At 67.2% G+C, this 16,745-nt stretch carries 14 protein-coding genes, 1 tRNA gene and 2 pseudogenes; 4 read left to right on the top strand and 13 right to left on the bottom strand.

Annotated features, from left to right (window positions below):
* Positions 1-232 (top strand): transposase family protein (locus C1N81_RS02460; protein WP_394426209.1); only part of this gene is annotated, 232 nt, incomplete at its 5' end.
* An 87-nt stretch (positions 233-319) separates the two neighbouring features.
* Here C1N81_RS02460 and C1N81_RS02455 read toward each other — a convergent pair.
* The 3 genes and pseudogenes from C1N81_RS02455 to C1N81_RS02445 all read right to left on the bottom strand — a co-directional run bounded on the left by C1N81_RS02455 (position 320) and on the right by C1N81_RS02445 (position 1,940).
* Complete coding sequence (locus tag C1N81_RS02455; RefSeq protein WP_394426207.1) at positions 320-856, bottom strand: hypothetical protein; 537 nt, start codon at positions 854-856, stop codon at positions 320-322.
* A gap of 149 nt (positions 857-1,005) precedes the next feature.
* Positions 1,006-1,811: pseudogene (locus C1N81_RS02450) on the bottom strand (IS5 family transposase).
* Between the two features lie 39 nt (positions 1,812-1,850).
* Complete coding sequence (locus C1N81_RS02445) at positions 1,851-1,940, bottom strand: helix-turn-helix domain-containing protein (protein ID WP_394426245.1); 90 nt, start codon at positions 1,938-1,940, stop codon at positions 1,851-1,853.
* A gap of 424 nt (positions 1,941-2,364) precedes the next feature.
* Here C1N81_RS02445 and C1N81_RS02440 point away from each other — a divergent pair, with 424 nt between their 5' ends.
* Positions 2,365-4,674 carry a PA14 domain-containing protein gene (locus tag C1N81_RS02440; protein ID WP_394426243.1) on the top strand — a complete coding sequence of 770 codons (2,310 nt, stop codon included), beginning with the start codon at positions 2,365-2,367 and terminating at the stop codon, positions 4,672-4,674.
* Between the two features lie 855 nt (positions 4,675-5,529).
* Here C1N81_RS02440 and C1N81_RS02435 read toward each other — a convergent pair.
* The 3 genes from C1N81_RS02435 to C1N81_RS02425 form a co-directional block, all read right to left on the bottom strand.
* The gene (locus tag C1N81_RS02435) at positions 5,530-5,946 is read right to left on the bottom strand and encodes a hypothetical protein (RefSeq protein ID WP_394426205.1); all 417 of its coding nucleotides are present in this window, start codon (positions 5,944-5,946) and stop codon (positions 5,530-5,532) included.
* Positions 5,947-6,429: 483 nt separating this feature from the next.
* Positions 6,430-6,503, bottom strand: a tRNA-Ala gene (locus tag C1N81_RS02430).
* A gap of 1,891 nt (positions 6,504-8,394) precedes the next feature.
* Positions 8,395-9,555, bottom strand: coding sequence for an IS4 family transposase (locus C1N81_RS02425; RefSeq protein WP_394426203.1), 1,161 nt, complete (start codon positions 9,553-9,555; stop codon positions 8,395-8,397).
* A 136-nt stretch (positions 9,556-9,691) separates the two neighbouring features.
* Between C1N81_RS02425 and C1N81_RS02420 the strand changes: the two genes are divergently transcribed.
* Positions 9,692-10,623 (top strand): IS5 family transposase gene (locus tag C1N81_RS02420; protein ID WP_394426200.1). Its coding sequence is split into 2 segments (ribosomal slippage): positions 9,692-10,039 and positions 10,042-10,623, totalling 930 coding nucleotides; the frame shifts between segments, so codons are not numbered across the junction.
* A 190-nt stretch (positions 10,624-10,813) separates the two neighbouring features.
* On the opposite strand, the gene C1N81_RS02415 is transcribed toward C1N81_RS02420, so the two are convergent.
* The 7 genes from C1N81_RS02415 to C1N81_RS02385 form a co-directional block, all read right to left on the bottom strand.
* The gene (locus C1N81_RS02415) at positions 10,814-11,320 is read right to left on the bottom strand and encodes a hypothetical protein (protein WP_394426197.1); all 507 of its coding nucleotides are present in this window, start codon (positions 11,318-11,320) and stop codon (positions 10,814-10,816) included.
* Positions 11,317-11,898, bottom strand: coding sequence for a hypothetical protein (locus C1N81_RS02410; RefSeq protein WP_394426195.1), 582 nt, complete (start codon positions 11,896-11,898; stop codon positions 11,317-11,319). Before C1N81_RS02410 ends, C1N81_RS02415 begins: the two co-directional genes overlap by 4 nt.
* Positions 11,899-11,993: 95 nt before the next feature.
* Positions 11,994-12,701 (bottom strand): hypothetical protein, encoded by a 708-nt coding sequence (locus C1N81_RS02405; RefSeq protein WP_394426193.1) that lies wholly within the window; start codon positions 12,699-12,701, stop codon positions 11,994-11,996.
* A gap of 166 nt (positions 12,702-12,867) precedes the next feature.
* Positions 12,868-13,083, bottom strand: a complete 216-nt coding sequence (locus C1N81_RS02400) for a hypothetical protein (protein ID WP_394426192.1) — start codon at positions 13,081-13,083, stop codon at positions 12,868-12,870.
* A 542-nt stretch (positions 13,084-13,625) separates the two neighbouring features.
* Positions 13,626-13,967 carry a hypothetical protein gene (locus C1N81_RS02395; RefSeq protein ID WP_394426190.1) on the bottom strand — a complete coding sequence of 114 codons (342 nt, stop codon included), beginning with the start codon at positions 13,965-13,967 and terminating at the stop codon, positions 13,626-13,628.
* A 46-nt stretch (positions 13,968-14,013) separates the two neighbouring features.
* Positions 14,014-14,484 (bottom strand): hypothetical protein, encoded by a 471-nt coding sequence (locus tag C1N81_RS02390; RefSeq protein ID WP_394426188.1) that lies wholly within the window; start codon positions 14,482-14,484, stop codon positions 14,014-14,016.
* Between the two features lie 104 nt (positions 14,485-14,588).
* Positions 14,589-15,089 (bottom strand): hypothetical protein, encoded by a 501-nt coding sequence (locus tag C1N81_RS02385; RefSeq protein WP_394426187.1) that lies wholly within the window; start codon positions 15,087-15,089, stop codon positions 14,589-14,591.
* A 223-nt stretch (positions 15,090-15,312) separates the two neighbouring features.
* On the opposite strand from C1N81_RS02385, the pseudogene C1N81_RS02380 reads away from it, so the two are divergent.
* Positions 15,313-16,262: pseudogene (locus C1N81_RS02380) on the top strand (IS3 family transposase); the annotation flags it as partial.
* Between the last annotated feature and the right edge of the window lie 483 nt (positions 16,263-16,745).

The following is a 16,745-nucleotide window of genomic DNA, read 5'->3' as shown; positions in this document are numbered from 1 at the left end:
TCCCGGCACCGGGCTCGTCATCCCTCACCGCAGAGAACGCGGCAAGACCGAACTTCCAGCCTGGAAGGGGGAACACAACAAGTCCCACAAGCAGGTCCGGGCACGCGTCGAGCACGTCTTCGCCCGCATGAAGACCTGGAAGATCCTCCGCGACTGCCGCCTCAAAGGAGACGGCGTCCACCACGCCATACTCGGCATCGCCCGCCTGCACAACCTCGCCCTCGCCGGATAGGCCAGCGCGCCGCACGGCGGCCCACCACGCCGAGGCGTCAGAGATCATTCACGGGACAGCCCTTAAGAGGGACCAAGACGTCGTTTCTTATGGCTGAGGTGCGGGGTGGACGGCTTCAGGGAAGCCCAGCTCGTCCAGCAGCGCGTCGAACAGCTCCTCCACGAAGGTCTCCTGTGTGCGTAGCAGTTCCTCGATCCGAGACCGCTGCGCCGCGGCCTGGGCACCAGCCGCTGAAGCCCACACGAGAGCGCCTTCGGCGTCGGTCGGCACCTCCGCATCGAGTTCTGCACGCTTGTGTCCGATGGCTTCTTCGAACTCCGGGGTGGCCAACCACAGACTCACGTCGTCCACGTCCTCCGGTTCCTCGACGAGGAGAGCGGCGGCGTTGTCCAGGTTGAGCCACGCCTGCCAGCGGTGCCCGTCGGCGTCCAGGCCGGTCACGAGGGCGACGCTGCTGTCGGAGACATCGGCGACGCAGGCCGGCGCTCCGGTCCATTCGACCAAAGTGGACAGGTACTCGTCCTCCCAGATGCCTTGTTCCAACTGCAGGGTCTGCCAACCGCCCGGTCGCGGCTGCCACTCGTGCACGTCGTCCCTCAGCTCTGGACCGGTGCTGTTGAACATGGGTGCCTTCAGCAGTGGGCGCTCGCTGCGCGCAAAAAGACCAGATGACCGGAAAAGCCCATCGAACCTCCTCGTCGAATCCCAGCGCACCCTACGAGCTGCTACTGACATCACCGGTGCTGGCCGACTGTTGCTCCCGACCGACCGGCTCACCTGATCAACCGGCGGTAGCCGATGAGGACTGCGGCTATGCCGACGAACGCGAGGAAGTGTTCGGCCTTGCGTTCGTAGCGGCGGTGGAGTTTTCGACAGCCGGCCAGCCAGGACACGGTTCGCTCGACCACCCACCGATGCCGGCCCAGCCTCTGCGAGGACTCGACGCCCCTGCGGGCGATGCGGTGGCGGATGCCGCGTTCGCGGAGCCATCGGCGCAGGGGGTCGTAGTCGTAGCCCTTATCGGCGTGCAGCTTCGCCGGCCTTCGGCGCCGGGGACCACGGCGGGACCGGATGGGCGGGATGCCGCGCACGAGCGGCTCCAGACCCTGGCTCGTGCATGTTCGCGCCGGAGATACCCAGGGACAGCGGCAGTCCGTTCCGGTCGCAGATCAGGTGGATCTTCGATCCGAGTTTGCCGCGGTCGGTCGGATTCGGTCCCGTCAAAGGCCCCTTTTGCCGCCCGCAGACTGACCGAGTCGATCGCGCACCGCGACCAGTCCAGCTCACCCCGCGCACCGAGCTCGTCAAGGATCACGCGGTAGAGCCTCGCCCAGACCCGGTCCCGGCTCCACTGGGCGAACCGGCGGTAGACCGTGGGCCAGGCCGGGCCGAACACCGGCGGCAACTGCCGCCAGGTGCAGCCCGACGTCGCCACAAAGATGATCGCCGCCAGGGCCTCACGGTCACCGGCCCGGCGTCGGCCACCGCCCTGCGGGCGTATCACCTCAGTCGGTGGCACCACCCTCCGGAACAATGCCCACAACTCGTCCGGCACCAGGCGCTCAGCGAGATCAGTCATGCACGGATCAACGAACGATCACGCCATAAGAAACGACGTCTAAGCCGACTTCCGGCTCACCCGGAGCTGCCGCGCGACCTCCATCGGCGTGTTGCCTTGCGCCAACAACCTGGCGGCCTGCACCCGCACGGTCTCCCGGCGTCCACGCCCCACGGCGGTCAACCCGCCCCCCTCCGCATACCTCACACACCACGGAATACAGCCAACACACCGGACACATCAGGCACTTCCCGCAACTGCACCCTAACGAGCCGAAGTCAGTAACGCCCTCTCAGGTCACCGCACATAACCGCCACTCTCCGCCGGGCACGGGTGGGGCACGGGAATCGCCGCGAAAACCGTGTGCCCCAGCGGCTGAGCTGTTGCGGCTGCTCGTACAACCAACCGGCCCTCTTGTTTGTCTTGTTCGGCGATGTCTGAATCACCTCGGCCGCCGAACAGGACTGACTGACTTGATGAACCCAGCCAGACGCACGACCGCCACCGCCTTGGCTCTGGCCACGGCAGGCGGAGTGCTCTACGCCACCGCGGTACCTGCTTCTGCGGCGGTGAACTGCACTTCCCCTGTCTTCACACGGCAGTTCTTCGCGAACACGACGTTCTCGGGCACGCCGAAAAGACGGACTGCGATTCCACGATCGACCAGAACTGGGGCAGCGGAGCACCCGTCTCCGGCGTGCCGTCCAACAACTTCGGGGTGCGCTGGTCGGTGACGCGCGACTTCGGCTCCGGTGGCCCCTTCACGTTCACGGCATCCGCCCTGGACGGAATGCGCGTCTATGTCGACGGTGTCCGCAAGATCGACGTATGGAAGAACGTCTCCGCCACCGTCAAGAAGACGGTCAACGTGACGATCCCCGCAGGCAAGCACACGATCCGCTTCGACTTCGTCAACTGGACGGGTTCCGCGAATGTCAGGTTCGCCTATGCGCCACGTACCTCCGCCGCCTACGACAAGGTCAAGCCCCTCATCCCGACGGGCACGGCCGTCTCGTACAACTCCGTCACCGGCGCCGCCAAGCTCACCTGGACCAGGAGCAAGGAGATGGACCTGGCGAATTACCGGGTCTACCGCCGGCTTAAGGGCGCGCCGTACGGCAAGCAGCTCGCAACGACCACCGCGACGTCGTACACCGACAGCGCGCTGCCCAAGACCGGGGCGACCTACTACTACGAGGTGCGTGCCGTCGACAAGGCGGGCAATGTCTCCGGCGGCAGCCCTGACAAGCTCGTCACCACCGTCGACAGGACGCCGCCCGCCGCGCCCTTCGTCGAACAGGACGCCTGTCCGGCCGACCAGCCCTACGCGGCACCGCAGCTGGTCACCACCGCGCAGAACGCCGCCGACATCGTCCGGTACGAGATGCAGCGGCTCGACGCCGCCACGAAGCTCTGGAGCACCGTCTACTCCGGCACCAAGGGTGCGATCTGCGACACCGGTTACCGGGCCGACGGCAGCAAGGTCACCTACCGGGGGCGGGCCCGGGACGCCGCCGGGAACTGGTCGGCGTACTCGGCCGCCACGACGTTCACCACTCCCGACCTGACCCCGCCAGCCCCGGTCACAGGGCTCCGCGCCGAATACAGGTCGGGCGTTCCGCACCTGGTGTGGTCACCCGTCACCGGGGCCGCCTCTTATCAGGTCCTCCAGTACGACCCGGCGACCGGCGGCTACACCGACGCTCTTCCCGAGGAGGCCACCACCACCCGCACCGACGTGGTGCCGACCCAGTCGGCCGCCGTCGCCGACACATACCGGTACGCGGTGCGCTCACTGGACGCCAAGGGCAACCCTGCCGCGCCGGTGGAGGTCACTCTGGAGATGGCAGACCGGCCGGAGGCGATCCCCGCGTTCAAGACCACTGCCGACAGGTTCGACGAGGGCGTGATGGTCGAGTGGAGCAGCGTCGACCCGTGGACCGTCGACGAGCAGCCCCTTCCCACGTACAAGATCATTCGAACCGACACCGCGACCGGCGAGACCGACATCGTTGACCGGTGCAAGCCGTTCACCTCGGTGGACCAGCCGCTGGATGCCCCGGACGCGTACTGGACCTGGGCGGACGACGACGCTCCTTTGTCCGCCCGCAAGCAGGTCAACGGCAGTTGCTGGGACGTCCAGGGCAAGTCGGAGACGACGTACGAGTACCGAGTCGTGACGACCGACCGGTACGGACATGTGTCGCAGGTCGGCCCGCCCGTCACCGAGACCACCCCGGACACGCAGCGTCCCGCCCCGGTTCAGGACCTGACCGCGGAGCGTGTCCCGCTCGGCGTCCGGCTGACCTGGACGCCACCCGCCGATGCGGACGTCACCGGCTACCACGTATGGCAGGGCGTCACCGACGCGGACAGTGGTGAGACGGTCTGGAAGGAGAACTGCTGGTCCGGCAGCTCCCTGGCCAGGACCGAGATCCTCTGCCCCACGGTTGCCGACGGTGCCACCCACGTCTACAAGGTGGCAGCCACGGACGGCCGGCTCATGCACGACGACCGGGCACTCGACGTCCTCCACCCCGCCGACGTCTCGGTCACCCTGCCTGACACCCGCCCGCCGGGCTGGACGGAGTCCGAGGTCGGTGAGGGCCAGTACCCGCAGCTGTACGTCGGCTGCTCCGAGAGCTCCGGACTCGGGGACTGTTCCCGGTTCGCGAGTTACCGCGTGGAGCGTTGGGACTCCGTCACATCCGCATACGTGGCTCTGGCGGAGGGCACGATGGGTGACGCCGCGTACTACACGGACACCACGGTGCACGAGGACCGGCTCGGCCTGTACTACTACCGCGTCGTACGGTTCGACGCCTTGGGCGTCGAGGCCGAGACCCGATCGACGGCGTACGGCATCTGGGACTCCTGGCTCTGACCGGACGTGGGACATGGGGAGCGGGCCGAAGGCTTCTTCTGCCCCCTCCCCGTGTCCCCGTGCTGGGCGACGAGTGGGTGCCCGCCCCCATCGCCTCAGGCTGATCAGCAACGCATCTGCGGGTCATTTTCGTGTCAGTCCCGGGCATGGCGGTACCGCTGGTGCGTCCGCGGATCGGGGCGACCGTCACAGGGCAACGAGGTGGACCGTCCCAGGTGCGACGGTCCACCTTGAAGTTCCCGGGGTTACCTTCCTCGGCGACTTCGTACCGCGAACGCGACGAGAGCAATTACGGCGATGCCGACCAGGAGCCACAGGGGTACACCACTGAGCCCTTTGTAGGCCAGCACGGTTGAATCGGCGGTCGGGTACATGGGGACTCCCTCACTGTTGGGTGGGTGTGTCAAGTGGTGGCGTCTTCATAGGCGGCGTCCGTTGCCTCACCGACCGCCATGCCTCCGACGGCGCACGGCACGGCTCCCGCTCCACCAGTCAGGTAAGTGCAGCCTGCGGTGAACGCCTTGTCTGCCGCGAAGCTCACTGCCGTGCCGGGTGGCGTCCGCGCAGCACTGTAGCCACGAAGGAAGCCCTCGCGGCTACAGGTGATGCGGACGGCACTCTCAAGTACGGTGATGCCGGGCGGCCGGCACGCTACCGGCGTTGTGTCGGCCGGTCAGTTGGCGGTTCTGGCCGTCTTGACGCGTTGGCGCGCACGCCAGACCACGGCTACCCAGATCAGCGCGACGAGCAGGATGCCCGCTCCTTCACGTGCTCCCCAGAAGAGGACTGCGAGTATGCCGCCCACGGCCAGCAACGCAGCTACCGCACCGGCTACCGCGAGCGAGATCTTTTCTCCTAGCAACTTCCCCTCCAGGGATAGGCGTAGCCGTAGAAGTACAGGAAGTGGGTCCAGCCGAACGTCGTCTGGATGGCGATGGAGGCTCCCGCGATGATGGCGCACACGGCGATGACCGCGGGGTGCGGGAAGATCATCGCTACGATGCCCGCGATTCCCGCCGGAACGAAGCCGTAGTCCGCGACCCTTCCCGTCCACAGTCTGTTGAGCTTGTAGGTGGTGCTGTCGGTGCGGCGCAGGTTGTGCTTGTTCGTCCACTTCTTGAGGACCACCTTGCCCCAGGAGCGGTAGACCGTACGCTTGCTGTAGCGGTAGACCTTGCGTCCGTCGAGGTCGACATTGGTGACCGGGTTCCCTGCGGCGTACTCGACTCGGTCGTCCAGCCGCGGAATCGGTTGGCCGGGTCGAGCGTCCACGTCTGGCGGCTGTTGCCCGCCGTCTGCCGGCGCACGAGGTCGTTGGCGTAGTAGGTGACGGCGGTGCCTCCCGGCAGTGCCGTGGTGCGGCCGAACGTGTCGTAGACGTAGCCGCTGTCGACGATGCGGTCCGCCGAGTCGTAGGCCGACGTCCTGGTCGTGCCGCCCGTGGTCGGGCAGTCGGAGCCCGGTGTGCCCACGGTCGTGGTGAGCGAGGTGCGGTTGGTCCTGTTGTCGAAGCCGTAGCCACGCCGGGTGCAGGTGCCCTCCGCTGTGTCGGCCACGTGGGTGAGCCGCCGCCCGATCCCGTCGTAGGTGTAGTCCTGCGTCTCGCCCTGGCCCGCTCCGCCCGAGTGATTGAGCCACTGGCCGTGGATCGTCTCGGTCGCGGAGTCGGAGATCAGGAGCGTTCCGTCGGAGTCGCGGGTGTAGGACCGCTGTGCCGGTCCGGCCTGACCGAGGTCCTGCCGCATGGTGTAGCCGTGGGGCCGGCCGGATTCGAACCGGCGTCCTCCCACATGCGGTGAAGGCGCGACAACCGCTGCGCTACGAGCCCCATCCCGATCGCGATCGTATGAGAACCCTGGATCCAGCGCTCTGTATTTACCCAGGATGCCTGCGCACTCAGCGCGACGACGTCACGGTTCGTGCAAGGCGGCGAGCTTCTACGCGGCCGATCCAGCTCATGTCCATGGCCTCACTGTATGGGCGCTCCCCCCGCACGGCAGGGCGGAACCGGGTGTTCTCCGCTGCTCGTTCAGGCAGCGGGGCGGCGTGGTCATGGTCTGGCCGACGAGCCTCAACAGCCGCGGCTGCCAGTGGGCCCCGGGAAAGTGATGTCACGTCCATCATGACAGGCCGGGGGGCGTTTTCGTAGGAGTAACGGCACAGGTGGTGAGCCTTGTTCGGCCCTCTCCGGGACGCCAGAATCTCCGTCATGAGTCACTTGGGGAAAGTCCGCTCAGGACGACATCGTGCGGGCGCGGAATGTACTGCTCGCGTCGGGCCGCCGCACGCCGCGCGAGGAGGTCGACGCCTACCGGGTGCTCGCTCAGGTCAGCCCCGCCTCGTACTTGCCGCTCCTGGCCCGGGCACTGCAACATCTGAGTTACGACACTGGCTCCGGAAAGAAGCATCCTGCCTGTCTCGCACTGCGTGAGGAGGCGGTGACCGTGGCGCGGTCGATCGATCCGGCCGAACCCGCCCGCGCGGACGTTCTGTACGGGGCTCTCGACATGTGTCAAAGGGAGCTGTACAGCCTGGGCCGGCGCGCCGAAGGGCTCGCCATGCGCGCCGAGATGCTCGCCATCGGCCGAGCGCAGGCCGAAACTGTCCAAAGGACCGATGGTCAGAGGGCTGCGCGAGTGGGCTGCCGGACTTTCCGAGGAAGGCCGGTACGCCGAGGCTGCCGATGCCATGACCGAGCTGGTCGCGGCGGTCCTGCCCGACGGGTCCCGCAGTGGGGCTCTCGCCTGGTCACTGCTGGAGTGGATCGGCGCTCTGCATGACGCCGGCCGGTCCGGCGAAGCCCTCGCCGCATTCGAGACACTCGTCAGCATGGAAGCGGCCGAAGCCGCGAACGGACCGCGGCCCGACGGGCCTGCCACCTCTACTCACTCATCGGGTACGCGCAGATGCTCGACACCCATGGCCAGGGCGAGCAGGCGGTCCTCGTACGGCAAGAGGCACTCGCGCTGCTGACGGAGCTGGCGGATACCGGTGAGCGGAAGTCTTGGAAGTGGTTATGCGGCGTCGTTCTGGGCGGTGCTGCTGACCTTCTCCGGCGCCGAAAGCGATCGGGCTTCCTCCGATAGACCGCGGCCGCCTTCAGGGGCGGAGCCCTTGCAGTGGTCGCCCGATGCCCAGCGGCGCTACTTCGACAGCCTTCATGCCCTCCGTGAAGAGGTGGACACGCTTGCTGCGCGAGTCACGAGGATCCGGCTCAGCATCTGACCGAACTGGTCCGGCTGCATCGGCTCCTCACCGTCCGCTCCGCCGTTTACTGGGAACACCGCACCCATCTGTTCGCGGAACGCGTGCGCTCCCTGTTCGACGACACAGTGAGCCTGGCTCGTCGGCTGTCTCAGCACGACCCGGCCGAGGGGCCGCGGACACTGGCCAGGATCCTGATCGACCGATCGACCTTCCACACCGCCGTCTGTGAGTTCGGGTCCGCCCTCGACGACTTCCGCCAGGCCTTGCGCTGCCTGGGGGAGGCCGACTAGGCCCAATGCGTTGCCTTACGTCCTCGTGGGTGGGGGTCGTTGGATGCGGACGGCCCGGACGGCGGCGCGGGTGGGCTGGGGACAGGTGCGGTGTTCGGCCCGTTTGAGCCGGTAGTTGGATATCTTGCGTTTGACGACGCGGGGCTGGCTGCGCAGGCGTCTGGTCGGCAGGAGCCGCTCCAGCAGGTCGTGTTCGAGCAGGACCAGTGCCTGGGCCAGGAGGTCAGGGGGAAAAACGGCCCGGCGTGACGGTCACGCTGCGCCGGGCCGAGCGCAGGGTCTCGGTGAAGGAGAGCCGGTCTGGATCCGAGCCGCCGGAGGTGGCGGTTCGAAACATCAGCTCGCGCAGGGCCCGGTGGACCAGCAGGTGGGCCCAGATCTGCTGCAGCACCCCGTCCGGGGTCTTGCTGCTGAGCACGGTGTGGGCGCCGCGCTGGCGGGTCTTGAGTTCGCCGAGGACCGACTCGACCTCCCAGCGCTCCTGGTAGAGCGCGGCCAGTTGCCGGGCCGGGAAGCGGCGGGCATCGAGCAGGCTGGTCACCAGCCGGTAGTCGTCCGCCGCCGGGCCGGCGTGGTCGAGTTGGTAGGCCAGGACTCTCACGGTGACCGGGTCTTGCTTTGCGGGGTCGGTGCTGGCGTGGATGCGGGAGATCCAGGAGCCGTCCCGCAGCACCCGGTCGGCGGGCAGGACGCGATTGGCGGGCACCCGCCACAACAGGTCGGCGCCGCTGGCGGTGAAGGCCCGCCACAACGGCACGCCGAGGAACTCGCGGTCGGCCAGGACAAGCTGGCCGGGTCCGCAGGAGCGGGGCAGGCGGCGGACCAGGGTGACCTCCCCGGTGCGGCAGCCGGCCAGCTCCGCGTCCACTACCAGGTGCGTGCCGGTCTCCACCAGGCAGGCCATCCACACCTGCGGGAAGGAGCTCTTGTCCGCACCGCGGGCGTGGCCCGGGCGGCCGAAGGCGGCCTCGTTGGCCACCGTGTCGGCGACGTCCCAGCAGGTGCCGTCCACCGCCAGCAGCCGCAGGCCCCGCCAGAACACTCCGGGCGTGTCCTTGGTGCCCAGCGGTTTCGCCGTCGCGGTGAACAGCACCCGCAGCGGCTCGCTCCCCAGCCGCTGACGGGCCCTCAACAGCGAGGACTTCGCCGGAATCCGCCAGTCACCCAGCAGCCCCGGGCCCCGCAGGCCCTCGACCAGGTGCCGCATGACGTCCAGATAGGGAGCGGGCGAGAACAGCGCCAGGCCCAGGACGAAGTACACCACCAGCCGGGCCGGCAGCAGGCGTCTGCGTTGCTCCACCCGCCCGCAGGCCGCCAACACCCGATCCACCAGACCCGGCGGATACACCAAGGTCAACAGCCCCAGACCCGATAAGTCAGACACACTCGCAGACACCGGCACCACCCCCGGGAGCAGTACACAGAAGCCTACGCCGAGCAGCTAAAACAACGGCATTGGGCCTAGGCGCTGTTTCTCGGATCTCCTGACATGACAGGGATGTTGTGGTCAGGCTGGAGTCATGGGTCGTGGGGATTTAACGAATGCGGAGTGGGATCGGCTGGAGTCGTTTCTGCCGCGGGGCGGGACGCGTGGAGGACGGTGGAGTGACCACCGGCGGGTGATCAACGGGGTGCTGTACCGGGTGCGGACGGGCGTGCAGTGGCGCGACCTGCCCGAGCGCTTTGGGCCCTGGGAGACCGTCTACAAGCGCCATCGCCGCTGGTCAGCGGACGGCACCTGGAAGATGCTGCTGTCGAAGATCCAGGCAGCCGAGGATGCGGCAGGTCGGGTCGACTGGGACGTGTCGGTGGACTCCACCGCGGTGCGGGCTCACCAGCACGCCGCTGGCGCCCGCAAAGTGCCGCCGCCCGCGCCCCCTCAAAAGGGGGCCCGCACGGGGACGAAACAGGCCGATCCGGTTTTGCGGAGACTGGCCGTCCGGCTGGAGGAGGTGGTTGCCTCGGCGAGTGCCTGGGACGCTCCCGCGGCGGACTGACCACCAAAATCCATCTCGCCGCCGACGGACCCTGTCGGCCCCTCGCGCTCCTGCTGACTCCGGGCCACTACGGTGACGGCCCCCAACTCGAGCCCGTGCTGCGGCAGATAGCGGTGCCCCGCATCGGCGTCGGACGACCCTGCTCCCGGCCCGACCACGTCCTGGCCGACAAGGCCTACACGTCCCGCAACAACCGCCGCTACCTGCGACGACGCGGGATCGCCCATACCATCCCCGAGCGACGTGACCAGCGCAGACACCGGCTCAACCGCGGCTCCCGCGGCGGCCGACCCACCGGCTTCGACAGCGATCACTACAAGAAACGCAACACCGTCGAGCGTGCCATCAACCGCCTGAAAGGCTTCCGCGCCGTCGCCACCCGCTACGAGAAGCGGGCTTACATCTACCTCGGCACCGTCACCCTCGCAGCACTCATCATCTGGCTCCGCACATGATCCGAGAAACAGCGCCTAGTACTGCAGGAGCACCGGCTGCCGCCGGACGGCTGCGGCCGGCCTGTGCGGGCGTGAGGCGGTGGCGGGAGCGCGCCACGGCGGCCGCAGACCGGCCGGAAGCAGTCCGGTATGCCGGCGCCGAGTGGAGCCGGGACGGGGTCCGGCGGCAGCGTTGGAGTGCCGGATTGCCTCAGATGTGGGACGTGACCCGCTTGACCATGGTCACTTCGCTGGGCCGGGCCTCTCCGCGGCTGAGGACGCCGAGAACCACAGGCTCGATCCCCAGTTTCAAGGTGACGTTCTGCAGCGTTTCGCGCAGGTAGGGGTGGGCGATGAAGTAGGCGTTGTACTCGGCATAGAGGTCGATGGCCTCCCGTGTGGGAGAGGGGCCGTCGTCCATGGTGAAATCGACCACCACGACAATCTCGACCTCCGCCAGAGGCTGTTCCTCTGCGTCCCGCAGGATGACCGTTTGCGTGAAGCGGACGGCGAAGCGCGGCGGTTCCAGGAGCACTTCGCCGGGGCCGACGCTGATGACGATGGTCGACACGTCCAGGGGCGGGTCCTGGACCGCTTCGGCCCGCAGCCGCTGGACACGCACGTCGTCCAGGTGCAGCCGGCTGTGCAGGTCTCGCAGATCCTCTTGTGACGAGATCGTTTGCAGCCGGTCCTCTTGTTGTGCGGGCGTGGTGGTCATGGGCAGGTGTCCCGGGTGGCGAACCGGCGTGCGGTGGGCGCGTTCTCCTGCAGGACTTCTTCGAGCGAGGCGAGCGTACGGGTCACCCCGGCGGTGCTCGTACGCTGCCACTGCTGTTGCTTGGGCTCGTGCAATGCGGCGTTGAGGCGGGCAACGTGCCGTGCGTCGAGGTAGGTGACGCCTGGCTCGAGGTCGAGGCAGTACTGCTCCTTGAGCCAGATCAGGACTTCTGGCCATGCCCAGATCTTGGATGTGGAGCGGCCCTGGCCCACCTGGGTCCGTGCTGCGGGAAAGGGCTCACGGCCGGTGCGGCGTTTGCCGGTTGCCCAGAGCCTGACTGCTTCGTGGGTCAGGCCGGCGCGGGCTGCGATGTCGGCGAGTGTGACGAACTGTTCGTCGACGCGTTCGACGATCGTGTGTGGCAGGACACGGCGGATGTGGTTGGCGGCTGCAACGGCGTCGGCCACCGGATCGGAGCCGGTGGAGTAGACGGTTGCGGTGGTGAGTCCGCCGGCCTCCTGCCAGCCCAGGTCGCCGAGGCTGAGTGCCAACTGCTCGATGGTCTCGTCATCGTCCAAGTTGATGTTTCGGATGACGAGAGAAATGCACGTTGTCACGGAGTACCCCCTTCTCCTGACTCCACCATACCCGGTTGTTGGACTTATCCAACACGCTAAACGCAAGTGGATCCGGACGCATTCCCGCGCTGCCGGATGCGCCGCAGAAGAAGTCTTCTGCGCTCTTTGCCCTGCTCGATACGGTCCTGCAGAGCGGCGGCCGGTTCCTGGCGGGGCAGGCCGTCGACCATGTGTCCTGCTTCGTCGGACCGGTGTCCGGCTTCAATCACCAGCATCTCGACCTCGCCGACCGAGGGCGGGCAGCCCAGGTCGCTCCCGGACGGCAGCACCTCATAGGCCGTGATGAGCAGAGCGTCGGACTGTTCCTGGGCGTGGATGGCGCGGCCGAGGAGCTCTTCGGCCTCAGCCGCCGCGGTATCCGCACATTCCAGCAGCTCAGCAGCTTCCATCTGCCGGTCCGCGGACGTCAGGCAGGCATCGGCGGCGTCCATCAGTCGGTCCGCCTGCGTGAGCAGGACGACAGCCCGGGCGACTATCTGTCCGTCGGCCTCGGCCGCGAGGTGGGGGCACCGCTCGATCTTCTTGCGCGCATCGCGCGCTGCATCCTCGCCGCCGTTGCCCGTGCTGAGAACGAGGAAGGCGCACGGCTCCTCGAGGGCGGGGTCGCACACGATCCGGCCCCAGGCATGGCCGTCGTAAGGCTTCAGATGCCAGCCAGAGGAGCGAGCGAACTCCAGGGTTTCGCGCCACCAGGATTTGGAATGGCGGGGCCATGCTTCCTTGGGCTGGTGCCAGTTGCTCACCTGGATCCTCCGTCCCCCGTAGACCACCTCCGCGGCATACACCATCGGCAGTCACCAATAGCCCAGTTTCTCAGGCAATGCCGGTACAGGGCCACCATCTGCGGACGATCCGGTGCCGTCGTACGCCGGTCCGGACGGCCGTTGCCGCGGCAGCACGTTCCTGCCGTCACGGCTGCTGCCTGCCGCGCCGGTGGTCTCCCGTTCCCTCCGCCGTGACGGGGGCGTCCGGGCGGGTCGGCGCGGCGCCCGGACCGGCGGACGTGCGCGGAAGCGGCCGGCGCTTGTCCTCCCCGGCTCCGAGCACCGGTTTGTCGGCGGAGGGAAGCTCTTGCCGCGAGGAGTTGCTCTTCACATCGTCGCCGCTCAGGGGGAAGAGAAGCATTCTCCGCATGCCTGCGCCGGCGTGGACGACCGCCGCCCCGATGCAGAGGTAGGGGCTCGTTTCGTACGCCGGCTGTTGCCGGGCGAGGTCTGCCGCACGGTGCCCTCTCCATGCGTTCTCCGCCTGTGGCGAAAGCCGCCACAGGGGCGGGTAAGGGGCATTCAGCCCGTTCTCTCGTGTTTCCGCGCCGGACGGTAGCCTCATCACGGCGGAAAAGAAGGCATGGAGATATTCCCAGAGCCCGCCGCCCGGGCCGATCTCTCTTTCCGTGTGCAGGGAAGGCAGTACGTCCACAAGAACGCGAAGGGTGTGCGGAAGGTGTCTTCCACGCCCTCAAGCGGGTGCGCAGGCCCTCGACGCCTTCGGGCTGATAGCGGCGGTATCAGGTGTAGTAAGTCTGCGGGGAGAACCTGCAGTACCGGCAGAACAGGGCGACGTTCCCAATGACTTCCCGCCATGGCGTGTGACAGCCAGGCACCGCGTGGCCTCCCGGCCAAGCGGCTTACCATGGCTCGAGTTCGGCATACCCGTCGCGTTTCCGGTCAGGCGACTTGGCGGCCCAGCTTTGCCGACTTCCGGTTGTGCCCCTTCGTATCCCACCACTCTTCGAGGTGAGCATGGACCAGATGCACGAGCTGGTGCAGTCGGTCGGGAGGGGGCGCGGGCGAGGTGAGCACATCGGCCCAGGACTTGTCGTCCCAGGGCAGAGCGAGAACCCAGTGTTCATCCGGGTGGCCATGGCGTTTCACGCCGAGCTGGTAGGCCAGTGTCGCGCTACGGTCCGCATGCTGCTCGACCGACAGCTGTTCGACATCGAACCGCACCCCGTCAGCAGTCACGTATGAACTGCTCAGTGCTTTTTCGGCTGGTGTTTGTTCTGCCATGGTCGAAACACCCTTCCTATCTCGTCCCGCGTCCCCTCACCTGTTTCTAGCAGCGAGGCGCGCTGGCGGCGACCGTCTGGTTGACCTTGTAGGCGGTCAGAAGGTCGTTGGTCCCGGCCGGGGTGCCGATGATGGTGCGGAACTTCTCCACGCGCGGGCACTGGTTGAGGTACGTGGAGTAGCCGCCGCGGCCGTTGGCGTCGCCGGACCATATGGCCGCGTTTATCTTGCGGTCCATCGTGCTGTTCCAGCCGTGCCGAGCCTTGATGTGCTTCCAGCCCCATGTGCTCGTGCCGCAGCGGAGCGTGATCACCTTGGGGCCTCGATAGTACTTCTTCAGGACGTAGGTACGGCTGTGGCTTCTGCACTTGGCGTCAAAGCTGGTGGCTACCGCCGCGACGGCCCCATCCGCAGGCCCCTGCGACGCGGCGGACGCCGGGCCGACTGCTGGAACGAGCAGGACTGACATGGCCGCAGTAGCAATCAGTGCTGCCTTGATCGGGACGGTGACAGGCATGTGTTCCCCCTTTGTTCCCCGTGGTCAGCGGGGAGTTGTTGGATGGAGCGCCTCTGTGAGACGCGGGAGCACCGTGTCATCACTGTCTGAACCCTGTCAATCACTTACGGGTGCGGCTCTCGGCTCATACAAGCGAAGATCTGGCCGTTGGCGAAGGAGTGCAGAAAGGGCAGGTCAGCAGCGCGAGTGCAGTTGATACAGGCCGTCAGCTTCCCGGCGTTGTCCTCGTCAGGAACCAGTAGCTCGGCGGAGGTGCGGATCTGGTCTGCCAGCACGGTCATCTCCGGGCAGGCGCCGGTGAGCTGGTCACGCAGAGCGCGCTGGCCACCGGAGAGGTGGGCGAGGTGGCAGGTGAGCAGGCCGGTAACCTTGCGGGGCGGCAGGGCGGCATGGTCGGCCTCGACGCGCCCTTGGTTGATGTAGCGGACCAGGAGATTGGACGCTGCCGGTGTAACCCTGTTCCCGGATCTCCGCCAGCAGGTGAGTGACGGGGACGGCCGGGTCCTCGGTGCGACGTCTGCGCAGATGATCGCGGTAGGGGTCGACCAGACAGGCCCGGTATACGGGGGCGCGGACCATGCGGTCCGGCTCGCTGTGGCGGGCACAGCGCTTGACGGTGTTGAGCGACACGCCCAACCGGCGGGCGCACGCGAGCAGGCCGACGCCCTGGTCGAGGAGGTCGTGCACCTGCTGCCATCTCTCACGGGTCGTGGCGCTTTTGCCCTGGGTCAGCGGCGGGCCGAACTTGCTCCAGCAGGAGGCGGGCCTTGACCCTTGATGCTGGACACACGAGACACTGGATCCTGAGGATCTGAGAACGGACATCTCGTGGTCATGAAGAACTACCCGCCGGAGTTCAAGGCGGACGCGGTCGCGCTCTACGAGTCGCGGCCGGAGGCGACGATCAGGTCGGTCGCCGCCGATCTGGGCATCAATCCGGAGACCCTGCGGAACTGGGTGAGGGCTGCCGGAGCAAGCCGTCCGCGAGGACGCCGGACGGCGGAGACGGCCCAGCCGCCGGAGCCGCTGGAGGCGGAGAACGCGGCTCTGCGGAAGAAGATCCGCGAGCTGGAGGAGGAACGCGAGATCCTGCGGAAGGCGGCCAAATATTTCGCCGGAAAGACGCGCTGGTGAACCGCTTCCAGTGCGTCGCCGACCTGCAGCGCCGCTACGGCGTGAAGCGGCTCTGCCGCGTCCTCGGCGGCAGCCGCTCGAGCTTCTACTACTGGCGCCGGACAGCCGCAGACCGGGCCGCCCGGCAGGCGGCCGATGCCCGACTGGCGGCCCGGCTACGGGCGGTGCACCGGGAATCGGACGGCGCCTACGGAGTCCCGCGGATCACCGCCGAGCTCCGCGAGACCAGCGGTGAGGCGGTCAACCACAAGCGGGTCGCCCGCATCATGCGAGAGTCCGGGATCGAAGGGGTCAGGTTGCGCCGCCGGCACCGCACCACCGTCCCCGATCCGGCCGCAGCCAAGGCCCCAGACCTGATCCGCCGCGACTTCACCGCCATCACGCCGAACACGAAGTACGTCGGTGACATCACCTACCTGCCCCTCGACAGCGGGAAGTTCTGCTACCTGGCCACCGCCATCGACCTCGCCTCGCGCCGTCTGGCCGGCTGGGCGATCGCCGACCACATGCGCACGGACCTCGTGACCGACGCCCTGGCCGCCGCCGTCCGCACCCGCGGCAGTCTCGCCGGATCGATCATGCACACCGACCACGGAGCCCAGTACACCAGCAGGGCTTTTGCTAAAGCCTGCAGCTCAGCAGGGGGACGATTTGATCTTCCTCGATAACCAAAAGACTGACCCGCAGCCTAAAAAAAGTCACCGATACTATCTCGATGGAGGAGTTCAACGAGAGTATTGACCCAGTCGATATTCTACTGGGTGACTTCATCGACTGCGCAAAAAGATCACACCCGGAGTCAAGGGCGGAAGTTGGACTGGGTGCGCGTGGATCGCAGGATGATTCATTGCCACATCAGCGCTCAAGGCGCTGGCCGATGCCGTCAAGGCTGCGGATGCATCCCTCAAGGTTGGTGTCGGCCTCGCCGTTGCTTTCAAGACCCTGCGAGCTGCCCGACTGCCTGAGTCGGCAATTGCAGGAATTGCTCGCAAGCTGGTCAAGCGATTCTTTAAAGACTGCAAAAAGTCGAGGTTGTCGAGCTTCTCGGCTCGAGGGATCATAGGGACCCCCGTTCCAGAGTACTCACGCATCGGCATGATCGCATACAACAGCAATGATATATCGCA

The organism is Streptomyces sp. SGAir0957, from assembly GCF_043523415.1.
The sequence above is the reverse complement of the archived record's forward strand: the minus strand, read 5'-3'. Positions and strand labels throughout refer to the sequence as shown.